15 protein-coding genes, 1 tRNA gene and 1 pseudogene are annotated in these 18,251 nt (G+C 69.4%); 7 read left to right on the top strand and 10 right to left on the bottom strand.

The window, feature by feature from the left end:
• Positions 1-12 precede the first annotated feature (12 nt).
• Positions 13-1,650, bottom strand: coding sequence for a beta-N-acetylhexosaminidase (locus OG972_RS26225; protein WP_266985380.1), 1,638 nt, complete (start codon positions 1,648-1,650; stop codon positions 13-15).
• 356 nt (positions 1,651-2,006) lie between these two features.
• Between OG972_RS26225 and OG972_RS26220 the strand changes: the two genes are divergently transcribed.
• Both OG972_RS26220 and glmS read left to right on the top strand, forming a co-directional pair.
• Positions 2,007-2,282, top strand: a complete 276-nt coding sequence (locus OG972_RS26220; protein WP_266985378.1) for a hypothetical protein — start codon at positions 2,007-2,009, stop codon at positions 2,280-2,282.
• A 43-nt stretch (positions 2,283-2,325) separates the two neighbouring features.
• Positions 2,326-4,155: a glutamine--fructose-6-phosphate transaminase (isomerizing) gene (gene glmS / locus OG972_RS26215; RefSeq protein ID WP_266985376.1), complete on the top strand. Its 1,830-nt coding sequence runs from the start codon at positions 2,326-2,328 to the stop codon at positions 4,153-4,155.
• Positions 4,156-4,263: 108 nt separating this feature from the next.
• Here the strand turns inward: glmS and OG972_RS26210 are convergent, their stop codons facing one another.
• Both OG972_RS26210 and OG972_RS26205 read right to left on the bottom strand, forming a co-directional pair.
• Positions 4,264-4,836, bottom strand: a complete 573-nt coding sequence (locus tag OG972_RS26210) for an acetate uptake transporter (protein ID WP_266985374.1) — start codon at positions 4,834-4,836, stop codon at positions 4,264-4,266.
• A 247-nt stretch (positions 4,837-5,083) separates the two neighbouring features.
• Positions 5,084-5,605 (bottom strand): universal stress protein, encoded by a 522-nt coding sequence (locus OG972_RS26205; RefSeq protein ID WP_037694266.1) that lies wholly within the window; start codon positions 5,603-5,605, stop codon positions 5,084-5,086.
• Positions 5,606-5,916: 311 nt separating this feature from the next.
• On the opposite strand from OG972_RS26205, the gene OG972_RS26200 reads away from it, so the two are divergent.
• The 4 genes from OG972_RS26200 to OG972_RS26185 all read left to right on the top strand — a co-directional run bounded on the left by OG972_RS26200 (position 5,917) and on the right by OG972_RS26185 (position 8,681).
• The gene (locus tag OG972_RS26200) at positions 5,917-6,252 is read left to right on the top strand and encodes a hypothetical protein (protein ID WP_266985373.1); all 336 of its coding nucleotides are present in this window, start codon (positions 5,917-5,919) and stop codon (positions 6,250-6,252) included.
• A gap of 382 nt (positions 6,253-6,634) precedes the next feature.
• Positions 6,635-7,870, top strand: a complete 1,236-nt coding sequence (locus OG972_RS26195) for a helix-turn-helix domain-containing protein (RefSeq protein ID WP_266985371.1) — start codon at positions 6,635-6,637, stop codon at positions 7,868-7,870.
• 10 nt (positions 7,871-7,880) lie between these two features.
• Complete coding sequence (gene orn, locus OG972_RS26190) at positions 7,881-8,483, top strand: oligoribonuclease (protein WP_266985369.1); 603 nt, start codon at positions 7,881-7,883, stop codon at positions 8,481-8,483.
• A gap of 125 nt (positions 8,484-8,608) precedes the next feature.
• Positions 8,609-8,681, top strand: a tRNA-His gene (locus tag OG972_RS26185).
• A gap of 109 nt (positions 8,682-8,790) precedes the next feature.
• Here OG972_RS26185 and OG972_RS26180 read toward each other — a convergent pair.
• From OG972_RS26180 to OG972_RS26160, 5 genes are all read right to left on the bottom strand, one after another.
• Positions 8,791-9,822, bottom strand: coding sequence for a LacI family DNA-binding transcriptional regulator (locus OG972_RS26180; protein WP_266985367.1), 1,032 nt, complete (start codon positions 9,820-9,822; stop codon positions 8,791-8,793).
• Between the two features lie 237 nt (positions 9,823-10,059).
• Positions 10,060-11,520, bottom strand: coding sequence for a GH1 family beta-glucosidase (locus tag OG972_RS26175; protein WP_266985365.1), 1,461 nt, complete (start codon positions 11,518-11,520; stop codon positions 10,060-10,062).
• Between the two features lie 122 nt (positions 11,521-11,642).
• On the bottom strand, positions 11,643-12,563 hold the full coding sequence (locus OG972_RS26170; protein WP_266985363.1) for a carbohydrate ABC transporter permease: 921 nt from the start codon (positions 12,561-12,563) through the stop codon (positions 11,643-11,645).
• Positions 12,564-12,578: 15 nt separating this feature from the next.
• Positions 12,579-13,577 (bottom strand): carbohydrate ABC transporter permease, encoded by a 999-nt coding sequence (locus OG972_RS26165; RefSeq protein WP_266985361.1) that lies wholly within the window; start codon positions 13,575-13,577, stop codon positions 12,579-12,581.
• A gap of 170 nt (positions 13,578-13,747) precedes the next feature.
• On the bottom strand, positions 13,748-15,073 hold the full coding sequence (locus tag OG972_RS26160) for an ABC transporter substrate-binding protein (protein ID WP_266985359.1): 1,326 nt from the start codon (positions 15,071-15,073) through the stop codon (positions 13,748-13,750).
• 630 nt (positions 15,074-15,703) lie between these two features.
• On the opposite strand from OG972_RS26160, the pseudogene OG972_RS26155 reads away from it, so the two are divergent.
• Positions 15,704-15,913, top strand: a pseudogene (locus OG972_RS26155) (alpha-isopropylmalate synthase regulatory domain-containing protein); the annotation flags it as partial.
• Here OG972_RS26155 and OG972_RS26150 read toward each other — a convergent pair.
• Both OG972_RS26150 and OG972_RS26145 read right to left on the bottom strand, forming a co-directional pair.
• Positions 15,888-16,391 carry a hypothetical protein gene (locus OG972_RS26150; protein WP_266985357.1) on the bottom strand — a complete coding sequence of 168 codons (504 nt, stop codon included), beginning with the start codon at positions 16,389-16,391 and terminating at the stop codon, positions 15,888-15,890. The pseudogene OG972_RS26155 and the gene OG972_RS26150 sit on opposite strands and share 26 nt — an antisense overlap.
• A gap of 265 nt (positions 16,392-16,656) precedes the next feature.
• A complete protein-coding gene (locus tag OG972_RS26145; RefSeq protein WP_266985355.1) occupies positions 16,657-18,138 on the bottom strand; it encodes a cellulose binding domain-containing protein in 1,482 nt (493 codons plus the stop codon).
• Between the last annotated feature and the right edge of the window lie 113 nt (positions 18,139-18,251).

Raw genomic sequence — 18,251 nt, 5'->3', positions numbered from 1 at the left:
CGCCCGGTCACCTCACTGCGCAGGCCACGGCACCTGCGCCGACCGGTAGTAGTCGATCCCCAGCGCCGAGAACCTCGGCCCCTGCGCCGCGAGCCGCACCTTGTACGCGTCCCAGTCATGCGTGGACGCAGGCGACCAGCCCAGCTCCGCAACGCCCGGCAGCCGCGGGAACGCCATCTGCTCGACCTCGTCGCTGTTCGTCACCGTCTCCGACCAGATCGGCGCCTCGACCCCGAGGATCGAGTCCTCCGGGGCGCCTTCGAGGTACGTCGCCGGGTTCCAGTCGTACGAACGCTGCACCTCGACATAGCCGGCCCAGGCCAGGCCCAGCTTGGTGTCCTTGTTGTACTTCATGTCGAGGTACGTACGGTCCGCAGGGGACAGCACCAGCTTCGTGCCGTTCTTCGCCGCGTCCGCCACCTGCTTGCGCTCGGCGGCGCCCGTCCGGTCGTACCCCCAGTACTGGGCGACCGCACCCGCGACGGGCGTGGCCCCGGTCAGCTGATGCCAGCCCACCACGGTCTTGCCGTACGTGCCGACGATGGCCTGCGCCCTGTTCATGAACGTCACGTAGTCGTCGTGGCTGGTGGAGTGCGCCTCGTCGCCGCCGATGTGGAGGTACTTGCCCGGCGTCAGTGCGGCCAGCTCACGGACCACGTCGTCCACGAACGTGTACGTGATCGCCTTCGGCGCGCACAGCGAGCTGAAGCCGACGCTCGTGCCGGTGTAGAGCGGCGGCGCGACCCCGTTGCAGTTCAGCTCGGCGTACGAGGCGAGTGCCGCATTGGTGTGGCCCGGCAGGTCGATCTCCGGGACGACCTCCAGGTAGCGCGAGGAGGCGTACCGGACGATCTCCTTGTAGTCGCTCTTGGTGTAGTAGCCGCCGACTCCCCCGCCGACCTCGGTCTGCCCGCCGTAGGTGGCCAGCCGCGGCCAGGAGTCGATGGCGATGCGCCAACCCTGGTCGTCGGAGAGATGCAGATGGAGCTTGTTCATCTTGTAGAGGGCGAGCTGGTCGATGTAGCGCTTGACCTCGGTGACGGAGAAGAAGTGCCGGGAGACATCGAGCATCGCGCTGCGGTACGCGTAGCGCGGCGCGTCCGTGACCGTGCCGCCCGCGACCTGCCACGGCCCCGCCTGGCGGCTGTTCTTCTCCACGTCCGCCGGGAGCAGCTGACGGAGCGTCTGGACGCCGTGGAAGAGGCCTGCCGGACCGCGCGCGGTGATGGTGACGGATCCGTGGCTCGACTTCAGCGTGTAACCCTCCGCGCCCAGCTCACTGTCGTGGGAGCCGAGCCGGAGCCGGATGCCGTCGCTGCCGCCGCGGTCGGTGACCGGCAGGGCATACCCGGTGGAGGGGCGCAGCACGCCCGCCAGGTAGGTGCCGATCCTCCAGGCCTCGCCGGAGTCGTCGTCCACGCGGATCTTCGTTCCCGCGGTGATGGTGTACGGGGATCCGCCCGCCTTCACCTCGGCGGGGGCGGGCACGATCTGCCCGAGCGAACGGGGCGCGGTGGCGGAGGCCTGGCCGCTGTGCGCGGCGGCTCCCCCCGGAGCCGCGCCGACACTGGAGATTCCGGCCGCCGTGACGAGCAGCAGCGAGCCGAGCAGACGGGGAAGTGCGGTGCGCTGTGTCCTGTGCAGTCTCACAAGCTGGGTCCCTTTCGACGGGTTCACACCTGTGGATCTCCTGAGCAACGAACCATCACCATGCGTATCGTGCGTCTCACGCGTGGTCAAGGTGTAGACCACTTCCCCGTTCCACGACCGACGGAATCACCCGGCATGTGAGGCGCTGGATGAAATCGCCGCTTCCCCCTGGGGCGCTCGCGGGCTTCCCCTCCGAACCGACCGCTGAGGACTGTCCCGTCATCCCTGGCGGAACTGCGCTCGGAGAAGGGCCGGAGTGGAGTAGCGGGTGCGAAAGAGAGCGCGATCACACTCACCCTTGCCCGATATCGGGCAGAATTGTTGCGTTGAGGCTCCGTTCACCGCAATATCGACGAGTGCCTGAACGCCGCTCGTCGCACGACGACCTCATCGATCACCTGGTGCGCTCCACCACGCTCCAGCGCGGCGAAGCCGCCCGGGTGATCCTCGACGTGCTGGCGTACTTCGACGAGACGACCGACGACTTCGTCCGCCGCCGCCACCGCGAACTGCAGTCCGGCGGCCTGGTGAACACGGAGATCTTCGAACGCATCGCGGCCGAGCTGCCGCACCGGGCGGTCGCGCCGCCGGAGCTCTCGCTCCGCCAGCTGCGCCGCATCGTCTACGGCTGAGCACCAGGCACCACAACGACGTCGATGGAGGGGCAGAGATTCTATGTGCGGAATCGTCGGATATATCGGAAAGCGTGATGTGGCACCGCTGCTGCTGGAGGGGCTGCAGCGGCTGGAGTACCGGGGGTACGACTCCGCGGGCATCGTCATCACCGGCAAGGCGGCGGCTGGAAAGCCCGCCACGCTGAAGATGGTCAAGGCGAAGGGCCGGGTCCGCGAGCTGGAGGCCCGCGTCCCCAAGCGTTTCACCGGCACCACCGGCATCGCCCACACCCGCTGGGCCACCCACGGCGCCCCGAGCGACGAGAACGCCCACCCGCACCTGGACGCCGAGAACAAGGTCGCCGTCGTCCACAACGGCATCATCGACAACGCCTCCGAGCTCCGTGCGAAGCTCGTCGCCGACGGCATCGTCTTCCTCTCCGAGACCGACACCGAGGTGCTGGTCCACCTGATCGCCCGTGCGCAGGCGGACACCCTCGAGGAGAAGGTCCGCGAGGCGCTTCGCTCGGTCGAGGGCACGTACGGCATCGCCGTCATGCACGCCGACTTCAACGACCGCATCGTCGTCGCGCGCAACGGCTCCCCGGTCGTCCTGGGCATCGGCGAGAAGGAGATGTTCGTCGCCTCCGACGTCGCCGCGCTGGTCGCCCACACCCGTCAGGTCGTCACCCTCGACGACGGCGAGATGGCCACCCTCAAGGCCGACGACTTCCGTACGTACACGACGGAGGGCTCGTCCACGACGGCCACGCCGACCACCGTGGAGTGGGAGGCCGAGTCGTACGACATGGGCGGCCACGACACGTACATGCACAAGGAGATCTCCGAGCAGGCCGACGCCGTCGACCGGGTGCTGCGCGGCCGCATCGACGACCGGTTCTCCACCGTGCACCTGGGCGGTCTCAACCTGGACGCCCGTGAGGCGCGCGGGGTCCGCCGGATCAAGATCCTGGGCTGCGGCACCTCGTACCACGCGGGCCAGATCGGCGCCCAGCTCATCGAGGAGCTGGCCCGCATCCCCGCGGACGCCGAACCCGCCTCCGAGTTCCGCTACCGCAACCCGGTCGTCGACCCCGACACCCTGTACGTCGCGGTCTCCCAGTCCGGTGAGACGTACGACGTGCTGGCCGCCGTCCAGGAGCTCAAGCGCAAGGGCGCACGGGTCCTCGGTGTGGTCAACGTGGTCGGCTCGGCGATCGCCCGGGAGGCCGACGGCGGTACGTACGTCCACGCCGGCCCCGAGGTCTGCGTCGTCTCCACCAAGTGCTTCACCAACACGGTGGTCGCATTCGCGCTGCTCGCCCTCCACCTGGGCCGCATCCGCGACCTGTCGGTCGCCGACGGCAAGCGGATCATCGAGGGGCTGCGCAGGCTGCCCGCGCAGATCACCGAGATCCTCGAGAACGAGGACGAGATCAAGAAGCTGGCCGCGGAGTACGCGGACGCCAAGTCGATGATGTTCATCGGCCGGGTGCGCGGCTACCCCGTCGCCCGCGAGGCCTCCCTGAAGCTCAAGGAGGTCTCGTACATCCACGCCGAGGCCTACCCGGCGTCCGAGCTGAAGCACGGCCCGCTGGCCCTGATCGAGCCCGCGATGCCGACGGTCGCGATCGTGCCGGACGACGACCTGCTGGAGAAGAACCGCGCCGCGATGGAGGAGATCAAGGCCCGCAGCGGCCGGATCCTCGCGGTCGCGCACCAGGTCCAGGAGAAGGCCGACCACACCATCGTGGTGCCGAAGAACGAGAACGAGCTGGACCCGATCCTGATGGGCATCCCGCTCCAGCTCTTCGCTTACCACACGGCGCTGGCCATGGGCCGCGACATCGACAAGCCGCGCAACCTCGCGAAGTCCGTCACCGTCGAGTAGCCCGCACCACCCGTACGGCAGGAGAGCGGCCCCGCACCACGTCAGGTGCGGGGCCGCTCTCTTTCGTTCGGCCGGTGCCGCCCCAGGTCGCACCGGCCGGTGACTGCCTCAGCCGGCGGCCGTCACACCCCGGCCGGCAGCACGCCCCGGCAGCGCCGTCGGCCACTTGGCCAGCGCCGCCGTCGCTCCGTACCAGGCGGCGAGACCGGCCAGCGCGGCCAGCCAGCCGCCGACCTTGCCGAGCCCGTCACTGCCGGCGAACTGCCCGACGCCCAGGAGCAGAAGCCCCAGGAAGAGCAGTGCGTACGTCCCCTGCGCGAGCAGACCGCCGCCGGCCGCCCCGAGGGTGAGACTCAGCGCGAACAGCGCCCAGAGCAGCAGGAACAGCCCCGCCGCATGACCGGAGACATGGGCATCGGCACCGGTGCCCCAGGTGAACCAGAAGGCGCCGAGCCCGACGAAGGCCGTACCGGTGAAGGCGCTGCCGCCGCGGAACTCCAGCAGTCCGGCGACGAACAGGGCGATACCGCCGACATACAGTGCGAGCGAGACGGCGTCGGCCGCCGTCACCCCGTCGATGACCCGGGTGTGACCGATGCCGAATGCCAACAGGGTGAGTCCCAGGGCGAGATGGCCGAGGGTGGAGGTGCTGCTGCTTCCCGCAGAGACGTCATTGTCCACGGCGGGCTCCCTTCAAAGGCAGTGGTGCTGTTTCCCAGTGACCCTTATGTACCCTTCACAAGCACACAATCCACCTCTACGGGTGAGTAGATTGCCTGTTTTCAAGGGCAAGTTGACGCCACGTCGGCCATCCGGCCAGGACGCCTCCGCGTCAGGAAGAAAGAGCCCTGGGTCCCGTCGCCATCTGCCGCCTGCCGCACAGCCCGGCCTCCGGCCGGACGACGGCAGCGTGACGACGGGACAGCCCTTAGGGAATGACCACGACCGGGCGCTGGGCGCGCCGCGCCAGTCGCCCCGCCACCGAGCCGAAGATCCGGCCGACGATGCCGTGCGTGGAGCCGACGACGATCGCGTCGGCCGAGTACTCCCGGCCGACCTCCTCCAACTCGTGGCAGATGTCGCCGCCCCGCTCGACGAGCACCCACGGCACCTCGGAGAGGTAGTCCGCACAGGCGAGCTCCAGACCGAGGACCTCGGTGCGGTGATCGGGCACGTCGACGAAGACGGGCGGCTCGCAGCCTGCCCAGACCGTGGTCGGAAGCCGATTGGCGACATGGACGATGATCAGGCCGGAACCTGATCTTCGGGCCATCCCGATGGCATAGGCGAGGGCTCGCTCACTGGACGTGGAGCCGTCGAAGCCGACCACGACCCCATGCCGGAAGGCGGGATCGCAGGAGTGGCGTGGTTCTTCGACCGCCAGGGGGTCCGACAGTGGGTCGGCTACCTGCTTGCGGTCCGCGGGTTCGGGGATTTCGTGACCGGCCATCGGTGTCTCGGCGAAGAGAGTCCTCGTGAGGAGAGAGCTGCTTGGGGAAGGTGTATCAGCGGGCGGTGTTGCGGTGTCCTGGAATCATCTTCCCAACCCCTTACCCCCAAGGGTACGGCGCCACTCCTCCACTGCCCAGACCCCCGCAAAGCACGTGCGACGTTCCACGGAGCATGCCCGAGGCAGCCGCGGATGGCAATGCCGGGTGCGTGGTACACCGAGGCCGTCCGGGCGGGGGACGGCACCTGGTGACCGGCCGCGGCGGACACCCGCCGGCGACCGAGTGGCACCACAGAGTCACCACCCGCAGAGTGACCACCGCATCGCGTCACCGCGCCACCCCGGGGAGCGACGCCGCGCCCGCCCCCGCCCCGGCCGACCGGCCGACCGTGCCCGTCACCACCGCCGACCGGTTCGCGACCGGCGTGCTCCGCCGCGCGGTGTTCAGCCGCCTGCCCGAACCGGCCGCCCTCGTGGCGTACAGCACATCCGCCGGCGACGCACGCGCCCTCACCCTCGGCCTCGCGGGTCGGCACCGCCGCCTGCCGCACCCTGCTCCGCGGGTCCGAACGCGTGGCCGCCCACCGGACCGAGGGGGCGCACAGGAGCAGTCACGCAAAGGGGTCGTACGCCGGTCGAACGACTGAATCCGGCACACGCAACCGTATGTTTTCAGCCAACTTCTCACCCCTGCCGATTCCTTGGCGAATTGGCCGATCAACCCCCTTGCTACCAGGCAAGAAGAGACCACGCGGTACGCTTCCACCCGACAGGGACGGGCCACGAACGGGAGGCGCACTTCCCTGCACGGCCCGGGGGTGGAACGCTTCGTGATCGAATGCTTCCCGCCAAGTGGCCATGTCGACATAGCGCTGGTTGGTCAACTTGTCACGACGGCACCACGAGACGCAGTAGATTCGATCTTGGGTGTCGAAGACTGGGGACTCGTGCAGGACCGAGGGGAAACGTGCAGGAGCGACAGGCCCGCAAGGACCAGGAAGACGCGAACACCGAGGGGGGCTTAGCGTCATGAGCCAGGACTCCGCCACCGCAACGGAGGCTGTACGGAAGCTCAGCGGACGACGACGTCGGGAAGTCGTCGCCGTCCTGCTGTTCAGCGGCGGCCCCATCTTCGAGAGCTCCATCCCGCTCTCCGTGTTCGGGATCGACCGGCAGGACGCGGGAGTTCCGCGCTACCGACTTCTCGTCTGCGGCGGGGAGGAGGGGCCGCTGCGTACTACCGGGGGGCTCGAACTCACCGCGCCGTACGGGCTGGAGGCGATCAGCAGGGCAGGCACCGTCGTGGTGCCCGCCTGGCGTTCGATCACCTCGCCACCGCCCGCCGAGGCACTGGAAGCGCTGCGTCGCGCCCATGAGGAAGGGGCCCGCATCGTCGGGCTGTGCACCGGCGCGTTCGTGCTCGCCGCCGCGGGGCTGCTGGACGGCCGTCCCGCGACCACGCACTGGATGTACGCACCGACGCTGGCCAAGCGCTACCCGTCGGTCCACGTCGATCCGCGTGAGCTGTTCGTCGACGACGGCGATGTGCTCACCTCCGCCGGGACAGCGGCAGGGATCGATCTCTGTCTGCACATAGTCCGCACGGACCACGGCACCGAGGCCGCCGGGGCCCTGGCCCGCCGGCTCGTCGTGCCCCCGCGGCGCAGTGGCGGTCAGGAGCGCTACCTCGACAGGTCTTTACCTGAGGAGATCGGCTCCGACCCGCTCGCCGAGGTCGTGGCCTGGGCGCTGGAGCACCTCCACGAGCAGTTCGACGTGGAGACGCTCGCCGCGCGCGCCTACATGAGCAGGCGGACCTTCGACCGGAGGTTCCGTTCGCTGACCGGCAGCGCACCGCTCCAGTGGCTGATCACCCAGCGTGTGCTGCAGGCGCAGCGGCTGCTGGAGACGTCCGACTACTCGGTCGACGAGGTCGCGGGCCGCTGCGGCTTCCGCTCGCCGGTCGCGTTGCGCGGACACTTCCGGCGCCAGCTGGGCTCCTCCCCCGCCGCGTACCGGGCCGCGTACCGGGCCCGCCGTCCACAGGGCGGACCCATGGAGCCGGTGGCGACGGCGATCGAGACGGTCGTGCCCGCACAGGGCACGTCCGCGAGCCGGAGGGCCGGCCTGACGGCGACCCCGTCGGGCCCTCCGGCCGCAGCCTCCACGGCGGCCGGGGCGGGGCAGCCGGAGCAAGGGAAGCCGGGCTCCGACGCATACGCCACCGGGCGCCCGACCCTGCCGGGGCAGCGCAGCGCCCCGTAGGGTGGGACGTATGAACGATCGCATGGTGTGGATCGACTGCGAGATGACCGGGCTCTCGTTGACGGAAGACGCACTCATCGAGGTGGCCGCACTGGTCACCGACTCGGAGTTGAACGTGCTCGGCGAAGGGGTGGACATCGTGATCCGCCCGCCGGACAGGGCCCTGGAGACGATGCCCGAGGTGGTGCGGCAGATGCACACCGCCTCGGGCCTCCTCGACGAGCTGGCCGACGGCACCACGCTCGTCGACGCCGAGGCCCAGGTGCTGGCCTATGTGCGCGAGCACGTGAAGGAGCCGGGCAAGGCGCCGCTCTGCGGGAACTCGGTCGGCACCGACCGGGGATTCCTGGCCCGGGACATGGCGGCCCTGGAGGGCTACCTGCACTACCGGATCGTCGATGTGTCCTCGGTCAAGGAGCTGGCCCGCCGCTGGTACCCGAGGGCGTACTTCAACAGTCCGGAGAAGAACGGCAACCACCGGGCGCTCGCGGACATCCGTGACTCCATCACGGAGCTGCGGTACTACCGGGAGGCGATCTTCGTACCGCAGCCCGGGCCGGATTCGGAGCAGGCCAAGGCCATCGCGACACGCCTGACGGCGCCCCCGTCGTAGGACCTCGGGAAGCCGCTGGTCACGGGCGTTTCAAGGTCCGGGATCAGCGGCTGAACAACTGGGGCGCGAGCACCCTCTCGGACCCTGTACACTTTTTCTCGGCCGGTCAGAAAAGACCGGACACGGTGGGTATAGCTCAGATGGTAGAGCACCTGGTTGTGGTCCAGGATGTCGCGGGTTCGAGTCCCGTTACTCACCCTGAAGGGAAGGGCCCCGGTCTTCGGACCGGGGCCCTTCGCCATGTGATGCCCTCTCACCAGGGGGCCGAGTGACGGTCGTCACACCGTTATCGGCCCGGCGGCGGGCGTCACGACGAGTCGCGGACGATCAGCTCGGTGGGGAGCACGATCTGCGGGCGCTCCAGGTCCTCGCCCGCGATCTCCTGGAGCAGCACCCGGGTCATCTCCCGGCCCATCTCCTCGATCGGCTGACGCACGCTGGTGAGCGCGGGGTCCATGTGGCGGGCCACGGCCGAGTCGTCGAAGCCGACGAGCGCCACATCGTCCGGGATGCGCCGGCCCTCCTCACGGAGCACCTGACGGGCACCCGCGGCCATCACGTCGGAGGCGGCGAAGACCGCGTCGACATCGGGCCGGCGGGCCAGCAGGTCGCGCATGGCGCGGGCGCCGCCCTCCTCGGTGAAGTCGGCGGGGGCGATCAGCCGCTCGTCCGGGTCGAGACCGGCGGAGGCGACCGCCTTGCGGTAGCCGTCGAGGCGCCGCTGGGCACCGTACACATCGAGGTGTCCGGTGATCGTGGCGATGGACCGGCGGCCCCGGGAGATCAGATGGTCGACGGCGCTGCGGGCGCCCTCGAAGTTGTCCGAGTCGACCGCGGCAAGCGGTTCGGAGGCGGATCTGCGGCCGCTCATCACGGCCGGCATCCCGAGCTGCTCCAGCAGGTCGGGCAGGGGGTCGTCGGCGTGCACGGAGACCAGCAGAACACCGTCGACGCGGTGCGCGGTCAGGTACTGGGCCAGCCGCCGGCGCTCGCGGTCACTGCCCGCCAGGGTGAGCAGCAGCTGCATGTCGGTCTCGGCGAGGGCGGCGCCGACGCCCCGCACGATGTCGGAGAAGTACGGCTCGGCGAAGAAGCGGCTCTCCGACTCGGGCACGACGAGGGCAATGGCGTCCGTGCGGTTCCCGGCCAGGGCGCGTGCCGCGCGATTGGGCACGTAACCCAGCTCGGCGACCGCCGCCTCCACCGCCTCACGCGTGTGCGCGCTGACCCGTGGTGAACCGTTGATGACCCGCGAGGCGGTACCGCGCCCCACCCCCGCTCGTGCCGCGACTTCTTCGAGCGTGGGCCGCCCACCGCTCCGTACTCGCGCTACCGTCATGGCCGCCTCCCGTTCGCGGTCAATTTCTCACAGTCGGATAACCAAACCAAGTCCCGATGCGGGATCCCTTGACACTCCACCGGGCCGACCGCCCGCACCGCAGCTACCTTTTGGGAGCGCTCCCACTCTACGCGCGTGGTCAAGGGTCGCGCAGCATCCGGGGGGCGGGAGGACTCAACTGCCCGGCGGAAACGGCTGAGACCCGGCACAGGGCCGGGTCCCAGGGGTCTGCGGAAGTCAGGAGGCGTCGGTCGGGGGGAGCGCGTGGCGGCGGATCACATCGGCGTACCAGTGGGCGCTCGCCTTGGGGATGCGGCGCTGGGACGCGTAGTCCACGTACACCGCACCGAAGCGCTTGGAGTACCCGTACCCCCACTCGAAGTTGTCCATCAGCGACCACAGGAAGTAGCCGCGGACGTCCGCACCGTCGGCGATGGCTCGCTGCACGGCGTCGAGGTGGCCGTGCAGGTACTCGATCCGCTCGGGGTCCTCGACCCGCCCCTCGGGCGAGACGTAGTCGTCGAAGGCCGCGCCGTTCTCGGTGACCATCAGCGGCAGCCCGGGGTGGTCACGGGTGACGTCCATCAGCAGGTTGTACAGGCCGTTGGGGTCGATCGCCCAGTTCATCGCGGTGCGCTCCTTCCCCTCGGCGAGGTGGAAGGCGACATGCTCGGAGCCGGGCCACGGGGAGTAGTCGCTGGCGCCGTGGCCGTCGTTGCGCGAGTCGCCGACGCCCTCGGCGGGCGAGGAAACCAGCGTAGGCGTGTAGTAGTTGACGCCCAGGACGTCGACCGGACGGGAGATCGCGGCCAGGTCGCCGTCGTGGACCAGCTGCGACCAGTCGACGATGTGCGAGGTGTCGGCGATCAGATCCTCGGGGTACTCACCGCGCAGCATCGGTCCGGTGAACACCCGGTTGCCCACCGCGTCGATCCGGCGGGCGGCGTCCACGTCGGCCGCGCTGTCGGTCAGCGGGCGGACCTGGTGGAGATTGAGGGTGACCGAGGTCTGCGCGCTAGCGGGGAGTTGACCGCGCAGAACCTCGATCGCCCGGCCATGGGCGAGGTTGAGGTGGTGGGCCGCCCGCAGTGCGGACGCGGCCTCGGTGCGGCCGGGAGCGTGCACACCGGAGCCGTATCCGAGGAAGGCCGAGCACCACGGCTCGTTGAACGTGGTCCACATGCCGACGCGGTCGCCGAGGGCGCCGGCCATGATCGCCGTGTAGTCGGCGAACCGATCGGTGGTGACGCGCTGCGGCCAGCCGCCCGCATCCTCCAACTCCTGGGGAAGGTCCCAGTGGTAGAGCGTGGCGACAGGGGTGATGCCGGCTTCGAGCAGCTCGTCGACGAGCCTGCGGTAGAAGTCCAGACCGCGTTCGACGGCGGGGCCGCGCCCGGTGGGCTGTACCCGGGACCAGGAGATGGAGAAGCGGTAGGCCTTCAGGCCCAGTTGCTTCATCAGCCGCACGTCGTCGCGGTAGCGGTGGTAGTGGTCGGCGGCGATGTCGCCGGTGTCACCGTTGCGGACCTTGCCCGGTGTGCGGCTGAAGGTGTCCCAGATGGAAGGGGTGCGGCCGTCCTCGGCGGCGGCCCCCTCGACCTGGTAGGCGGCGGTGGCCGCCCCCCAGACGAAACCGGTCGGGAAGGCCGCTGCCTCGGGCGCCTGCCTCGGGGCGATGTCGGGTCGTACAGCAGTCATGCGGGAGCGCTCCCAGGGGTGGACGAACGAAGTCAGGGAAAGGTTGGAACTCCGGGGTCCGTACGGTCTGCGGTCAGGCGCAGGCCGTACGGGCCATCCGGGAAGGGGCGGGTGACGCCACGTCAGCCCTTGACGGCGCCGGACATGATCCCCCCGACAATCTGCTTGCCGAAGATCACGAACACCACGAGCAGCGGCAGCGTGCTGATCAGCGCGCCGGCCATCACGATGCTCTGGTCGGGGACGTAGGAGGCGCTCAGCTGGCCGAGGGCCACCTGGAGCGTGGGGTTCTCCTGGTTCAGCGCGAGGTAGGGCCAGAAGAAGTCGTTCCACGCCTGGACGAAGGTGAGCATGCCGAGCACCATCATCGCCGGGCGGGCCACCGGGAGCACGATGCTCCACACGACGCGGAGGTTGTTCGCACCGTCCATCCTGCCCGCCTCGATGAGCTCGTACGGCAGCGCCTCGAGCAGGTACTGACGCATGAAGAACACGCCGAAGGCGCTCACCAGGGTCGGGAAGATCACCGACTCCAACTGACCGCCCCAGCCGATGTCGGACATCATCATGAACAGCGGAACGACGCTGAGCTGCGGCGGAATCGTCAGGGTGGCGACGACCATCGTCATCAGTACCCCGCGCCCCTTGAAACGCATCTTGGCGAAGGCGTAACCGGCCAGGGTGCAGAAGAACAGGGTCGCGATGGTGATGCAGCTGGACACGATGAACGTGTTGAGAATGGCCGTGCCGAGGTGGGCCTGTTCCCAGGCTGCCTCGAGGTTGTTGAAGAGGTTGCCACCCGGCAGCAGCGGCGGCGGCGTGTCCAACACCTCGTCCTGGGTGCGGGACGCGGTGACGAGCGTCCAGTACAGCGGGAACAGCGAGCCGAGGCCGACGACGATCAGGGCGAAGTAGGCGAAGGGGCCGGCGTGGTGCTGGCGGCCTGCGCCGGGCTTGAAGCGGCGGGGGCGTGGGGGTTCGCTGCGGGCGGCGGCCTTGGAGATGCGGCGGTCCGGAGCGGTGATGGGGCTGGTTGTGGTCATGGATATCGCTCCCCGTCAGGCCGCGTTCTTGCGCATGAAGCGCCCGATGAGCCAGTTGATCGCGGCAATGAGCAGCAGCAGGACGAGCATGGCCCAGGCGACTGCGGCGGCCGGACCGAGGTGCCCGAGATTCCAGCCGTAGTTGTAGAGGTAGATGCTGAGCGTCTCGTACTGGTTCTCGGTGCCACCCTGCGCTCCGTTGGCGCCGCCCTCGAGCAGGAGGGGTTCACCGAACAGCTGCATGGAGCCGATGGTCGAGATGACGATCGTGAAGAGGATCGTCGGCCGCAGCGCGGGAATCGTCACGTTGCGGAACTGCTGCCAGCGCGAGGCTCCGTCGAGCGAGGCGGCCTCGTAGAGGTCGGATGGGACGGCCTGCATCGCGGCCAGGTAGATCAACGTGTTGTAGCCCGTCCAGCGCCAGATCACGATGACGGCGATGGCGATGTTGGACGTCCAGTGGCCGTTGACCCAGTTCGTCTCGCCGGCGCCGAAGAAGCCGAGGACCCAGTTCAGCAGACCGCCGTCGGCCCGGAACACCAGGGCGAAGACCAGCGCCGCGGAGGCCACCGAGGTGGCGTACGGGGTGAGGATCACGGTGCGCCAGAAGGTACTGGCGCGGAGCTTGTAGTTCAGCAGGTGGGCCAGGCCGAGCGCGATCATCAGCTGCGGGACGGTCGAAATGACGCCGATGAAGAAGGTGTTGGTGACCGCGGTCCAGAACTCGGAGTCCTGCAGGATGGTACTGAAGTTCTCCCAGCCGACCCACTCCATCTGGTCGAGCCCGGTCATCTCCACCCGGTGCAGGGCGATCCAGCCGGTGTACAGGAGCGGGTAGAGCCCGAAGGCGCCGAAGACGAGGAAGAAGGGCGCGATGTAGGCGTACGGCGATACCTTGTCGTCGAAGCGCCACAGCCGACTGCGCCATGCCTGGCGGCCGGAAGTCATGGGCTTCGGAGCGCGCCGGCTGGGCCGGGAGCCGTGTGCGCCCCGGGTGGGGGTCGTGGTTGCCACAGGTGGGAGTCCTTCCCTGGGGTGTGCCGACACCGCAGGGGCAGGCCGGACCTCTGGTCAGGTCCGGCGGAGGTGTCGGAAGCCGTGCACGGTGCCGGCTCGGGAGCCGGCACCGGTGCGGGCGGGCCGGGACGCGTGGATGGCGTCCCGGCCGCCCGCACCGGCGAGGATCAGCCGATCACCTTGTCGATCGCCTTGGTGGCGGCGTCCCAGGCCTTGCCCGGGTCGGTGCCCCGCTGCTCCATGTTGTTGATCTGGGTGGAGATGGAGTCCTTGATGATGCCGTCCTTCGGGCCGAGCACGGCGGCGGGGATGGAGGTCGCCTCGTCGGCGTAGATCTCACCGATCGGGGCGTTGTTGAAGTACTCCAGCTTGGCGCTCTTCACGTCGGCCAGGTCGTAGGCGCCCTTGTTGGACGGGAAGAGACCGGCCGCCTTGAACACGGCGGCCTGCTGCTCCGGCGCGGTCAGCCACTTGACGAGCTCACCGGCCTCCTTGACGTGCTTGCCCTTCGCGGGCACGGACAGGAACGAGCCGCCCCAGTTGGCCGCGGTCGTACCCGGGGTGCGGGCGATGTCCCACTTGCCCTTGAACGCGTCACCGGAGTACGTGGAGATCTGAGCGGCCATCCATGCGGGGCAGGCCATGGTGGCGATACTGCCCTTGCGCAGGGCCGCCTGCCACGGCGGGGTGAACTGGGCCAGGCCCTGGGTCAGCTTCTTGTCGACCGCCTCGGTGGCCAGGTCCCAGCCCTTCTTGACGCCGGCGCTCTCCTTGTAGATCGCCTTGCCGTCCTTGGAGTAGTACTGCTCCTCGTTCGAGCTGACCACACCGTTGTACATGGCGCTGGCGGAGTCCATGAAGAAGGTGCCCTTGGGAGCCTTCTTGTTGTACTCCTCACCGAGCTTGAGGTAGTCCTCCCAGCCGCCGGCGACCTTCTGGGCAACCTCGGCGCGGTCGGTCGGCAGGCCGGCCTGCTCGAACAGGTCCCGGCGGTAGCAGAGCGACATCGGGCCGATGTCGGTGCCCGCACCGATGACCTTGCCCTCGTTGGTGGTGGCCTGGAGTGCCTTCCAGCTGACCCACTGGTCGGTGTCGATGACCTTGGACAGGTCGGCGAAGGCGTCCGCCTTGGTGTCGACGAGCTCCTTGACGCGGCCGACCTCGATGCCCTGCACGTCGGCCAGGCCACTGCCCGTGTTGAGCTGCTGAAGGAACTTGGGGTAGTAGACCTTCTCGTCGGCCGTGGCGTTTTCCTTGACCGTGATGTTCGGGTGCAGCTCGTGGTACTTCGCGAAGAGACCGGCTTCCTTGTAGCCGAACTGCCCGAAGTCGGCGACGGTCAGCGTGATCTGCCCGTTCGCATCGGAGCCCGTGTCGTCCGACGAATCGGAATCGCTGCAGCCGGTCAGCAACAGGGCCGAGGCTGTCAGGCCCGTGGTGACCAGAACCGCGGCTCTGCGGCTCCGGCCGGCGACGGTGCGGGTGATACGCATTCCACTACTCCTTGTTCCAGGGTGGGACTGGCGTTCTGACTGCGCGGCATACGCACTGGTGGGTGCGGATGCCGAAGGGTTCAGGTGGGAGGACACGGGCAGTGCCGTTCGGGCGGGAATGCCCCGCACGATGTGGGAGCGCTCCCATGCGTCGATATCGGAAGGTTCCTGCCTCGGAGGGGCGGGTGTCAAGAGTTGAAGACGCTTCCGTTGCCCGAGTGTGTCCTGCAAGTCACGAGACCGTGTCCCGCCGAAGGCTTGCCAAAGCAGGTGAACGCAATCTCCGGACTGGCAGGCTCTTGAATTCCAGCAGGTCAAAGGCTTGTTGCTAAACGATCACAGAATCGGGCCCCGCAAGCGCGCCGCCGGCGCCCCGGCTCCGGGAAACAGTTCTCGTCCCACCCCGTTCGCACGGAAGGGCCCGCCGGAAGGTGAACGGGGTACGCCCTCCAGGGGCGCCTCCGGGGCCCCTGCGCGTTCTTTCCCCGAAGCCGGCACCCCGGACATCGTCCGGCGGCACGTGCGGGGGCAGATGCGGACTCAGACCTCGCGCAGCCTGGCCGGCGTGCGCTCCAGTTCCGTCCGGGCCGCCCGGCCGGCCGACTCCGCGTCGCCCGCCACCACGGCACGGAACACTCGACGGCGCGGGGACAGGGCAGCGCTGCGATGGCGTACGTGGAGTGCAGGGTGAACGGAGCGGTGCGGTGGGGGGCGGGGCAGGACACGTCCGTGCTCACGGCGTCGATCCTGGCGGTGCTCTCCGCGGTGAACCGGCGGGTGCAGGGGGCAGGGCGCCGGTCCCGGCGGCCGGAACCTACATCACGCCCAGGCCGCGCTTGACCAGCCGCTGGAACTCCCGGGTGTACGTATCCATGAGTTCCTTGGCCTCCTGGTACAACTCGCGGACGGCCGAGTGCACGGCGGGAAGCAGCAGTTGGTCGGTCCGCGACTGGTGCGAACGGATCTCGGCGTCCACGTACGCGGCCTTGCGGCGAACGACGCCCGGCATCTCCCAGAGCTCCACAGGATCGGCGGCCATGGAGGTCCAGGCGGGAGCCGAGCGCGACATGCCGGGGGCCACCGCCTGCCACGGTTCGGTGGGCGTGTGGCCGCCGAGGGCGGGGCGTAACTGAATCCTCGCTTCGATGAACGGCGCGCAGAACCGGGTCAGTCCGTCCTGAAGGGTGTCCACCTTGGCGACAGTCGCCGCCTTGATGCTCGCCCGCCCGGCGAAACGGCCCACCGCCGCCGTGGCGACGGCCCCGGCGACCGCTCCTCCCAGACCGATCCAGGCAACCGGTATCTCCGACTGTGCCACCGGCCCCCCTCTGCATGGACACGTCCAGTGCCATGATTCTGGCAGCAACGGGCGGCGTGGCACATCCCGAATGAGCACGGTCGCGGTCTGCCGCACGTCCCCCACTGCCGGTGCGCTGCGCCGTTCGCGGCTGATGCACTCAGGGCCCGGCACTGCGGGGGACCTCCGTCGTGGTGGCCATGAGGGGGCGCACCCCGGCCGGGTGTGGGGGTGTGGGGCCGGCCGGGATGCGCGCGGGAGGTGGCGGTCTCGGGTGCGGGAAGGGCTACTTGTAGGCGCCGAACGCCTTCGTGAAGGCCAGCGGCTCCTGCACGATCGAGCTGCACGACGCGTCCGCGTACGGCTTCGCGCCGCCCGCGCACTCCTTGTCCCGCGTGCCCGACCACATCGCCAGCCGGCCCAGCCCCTTCTGCTGGGCGAACTGCACCAGCTGTGCGGCGTCCTCGACCTTGAAGATCTCGGTGCTGACGTCGTTCACGCCGATCATCGGCGTCACGGCGACCGCCTTCCATGCCGCCGTGTCCGTCAGCCCGAGCACGCCCTTGATCTGGGCCTGTGTGGCGGTGGCCGCCTGGATCGCGTACGAGCCCATGTCGCCGCTGTACGAGGCGCCGTAGTCCATCGCCATGATGTTGACCGCTCCGACCGTGACGCCGTTCTTCTTCGCGTCGGCGATCAGGTCGACGCCCGGCTGGGTGAGGCCCTCGGGCATCACCGGCAGGGTGAAGGACACATCGAGGCCCGGGTGCGATTTCTGGACCTGCGCGATCGCCTGCGCGCGGCGGGAGTTGGCTGCCGTGTCGGGGAGCGCGCCGCCCTCGATGTCGAAGTCGACCTTGGTCAGCTTGTACGTGTCGACGACCTTGCCGTACGCCGCGGCGAGGTCGGTGACGGAGGTGCAGCCGAGCGCCAGTTCGGAACCGGCCGCGCCGCCGAAGGAGACCCGGACGTCACCGCCCTTGGCGCGCAGCGCGCCGATCTGGGAGGCGACGTGGTCGTCGCCGAGGGCGGTGACACCGCCCCAGAGCGGGGCGCAGCTGCCGCCGGAGGTGATGAAGGCGAGGTTGAACTCCTTCACCCCGGTGCTGGTGGCGGTGCCGACCAGGTCGTACGCGGGGTAGAGCGACGTGTCGACGTACGGGGCGAAGCCGGCGCCGCTCGCCGTACCGTCGCCGCCCTCGGTCGCGGTGGGGGTCGGTGTGGGTGTCGGGGTGGCCGTCGCGGTCGGCGAAGGCGACGCCGTCGGGGTGGCCGTCGGCGTCGGCGTCGCGGTCTCCGTCGGGCGGCCGCTCGGCTCCGGCGTCGCGCCCGTGTCGACCGAGCACGTGGCGTTGTTGATCAGGCACCCCGTCGGGTCCGCGGCCGTGCCGTCCGAGGTGGTGACGAAGCCGACGGTGACCGACGTGCCGGGCGCCAGCTCCTTGTTCCAGCTCGCGGGCTTCACAGTGACATGGCTGCCGCTGACCGTGTGTTCGCCGTTCCAGAGGGAGCTGAGCCTCGTGCCTGCGGGCAGGTCGAATTCGAGCGTCCAGTCCGACTGCGTGGTGCCCGTGTCGTTGGTGACGACGTACTGCCCGGTGTAGCCGCCCGTCCAGCCGCTGGTCCTGGTGTACGCGGCACCGACCGAGGCGGCCTGCGCCGTGCCCGTGAGGGCGAAGACGGTGCCGCCGATCACTGCCGCGGCGACGACGGCGCCGATCGCCTTGGTCCTGGTGCTCGCCGTGCGCCGGTGCGTACTGGTGCCCATCGCGTGCCTGCCTCTGTCGTACGGGGGGTGGGGGTGCGGCAGCACGCTAGCGGCACCGGAAGCGACAAATGATCCATTCCGGGCGCCGGTTGATGTTCTTAGGGTTGGCTTAA

Origin of the sequence: Streptomyces sp. NBC_01669 (genome assembly GCF_026339735.1) — a bacterium.
In the GTDB taxonomy this organism is placed as follows: domain Bacteria; phylum Actinomycetota; class Actinomycetes; order Streptomycetales; family Streptomycetaceae; genus Streptomyces; species Streptomyces yanii.
Note: the sequence above shows the minus strand (reverse complement) of the source record. Positions and strands in the feature narration are given on the sequence as shown.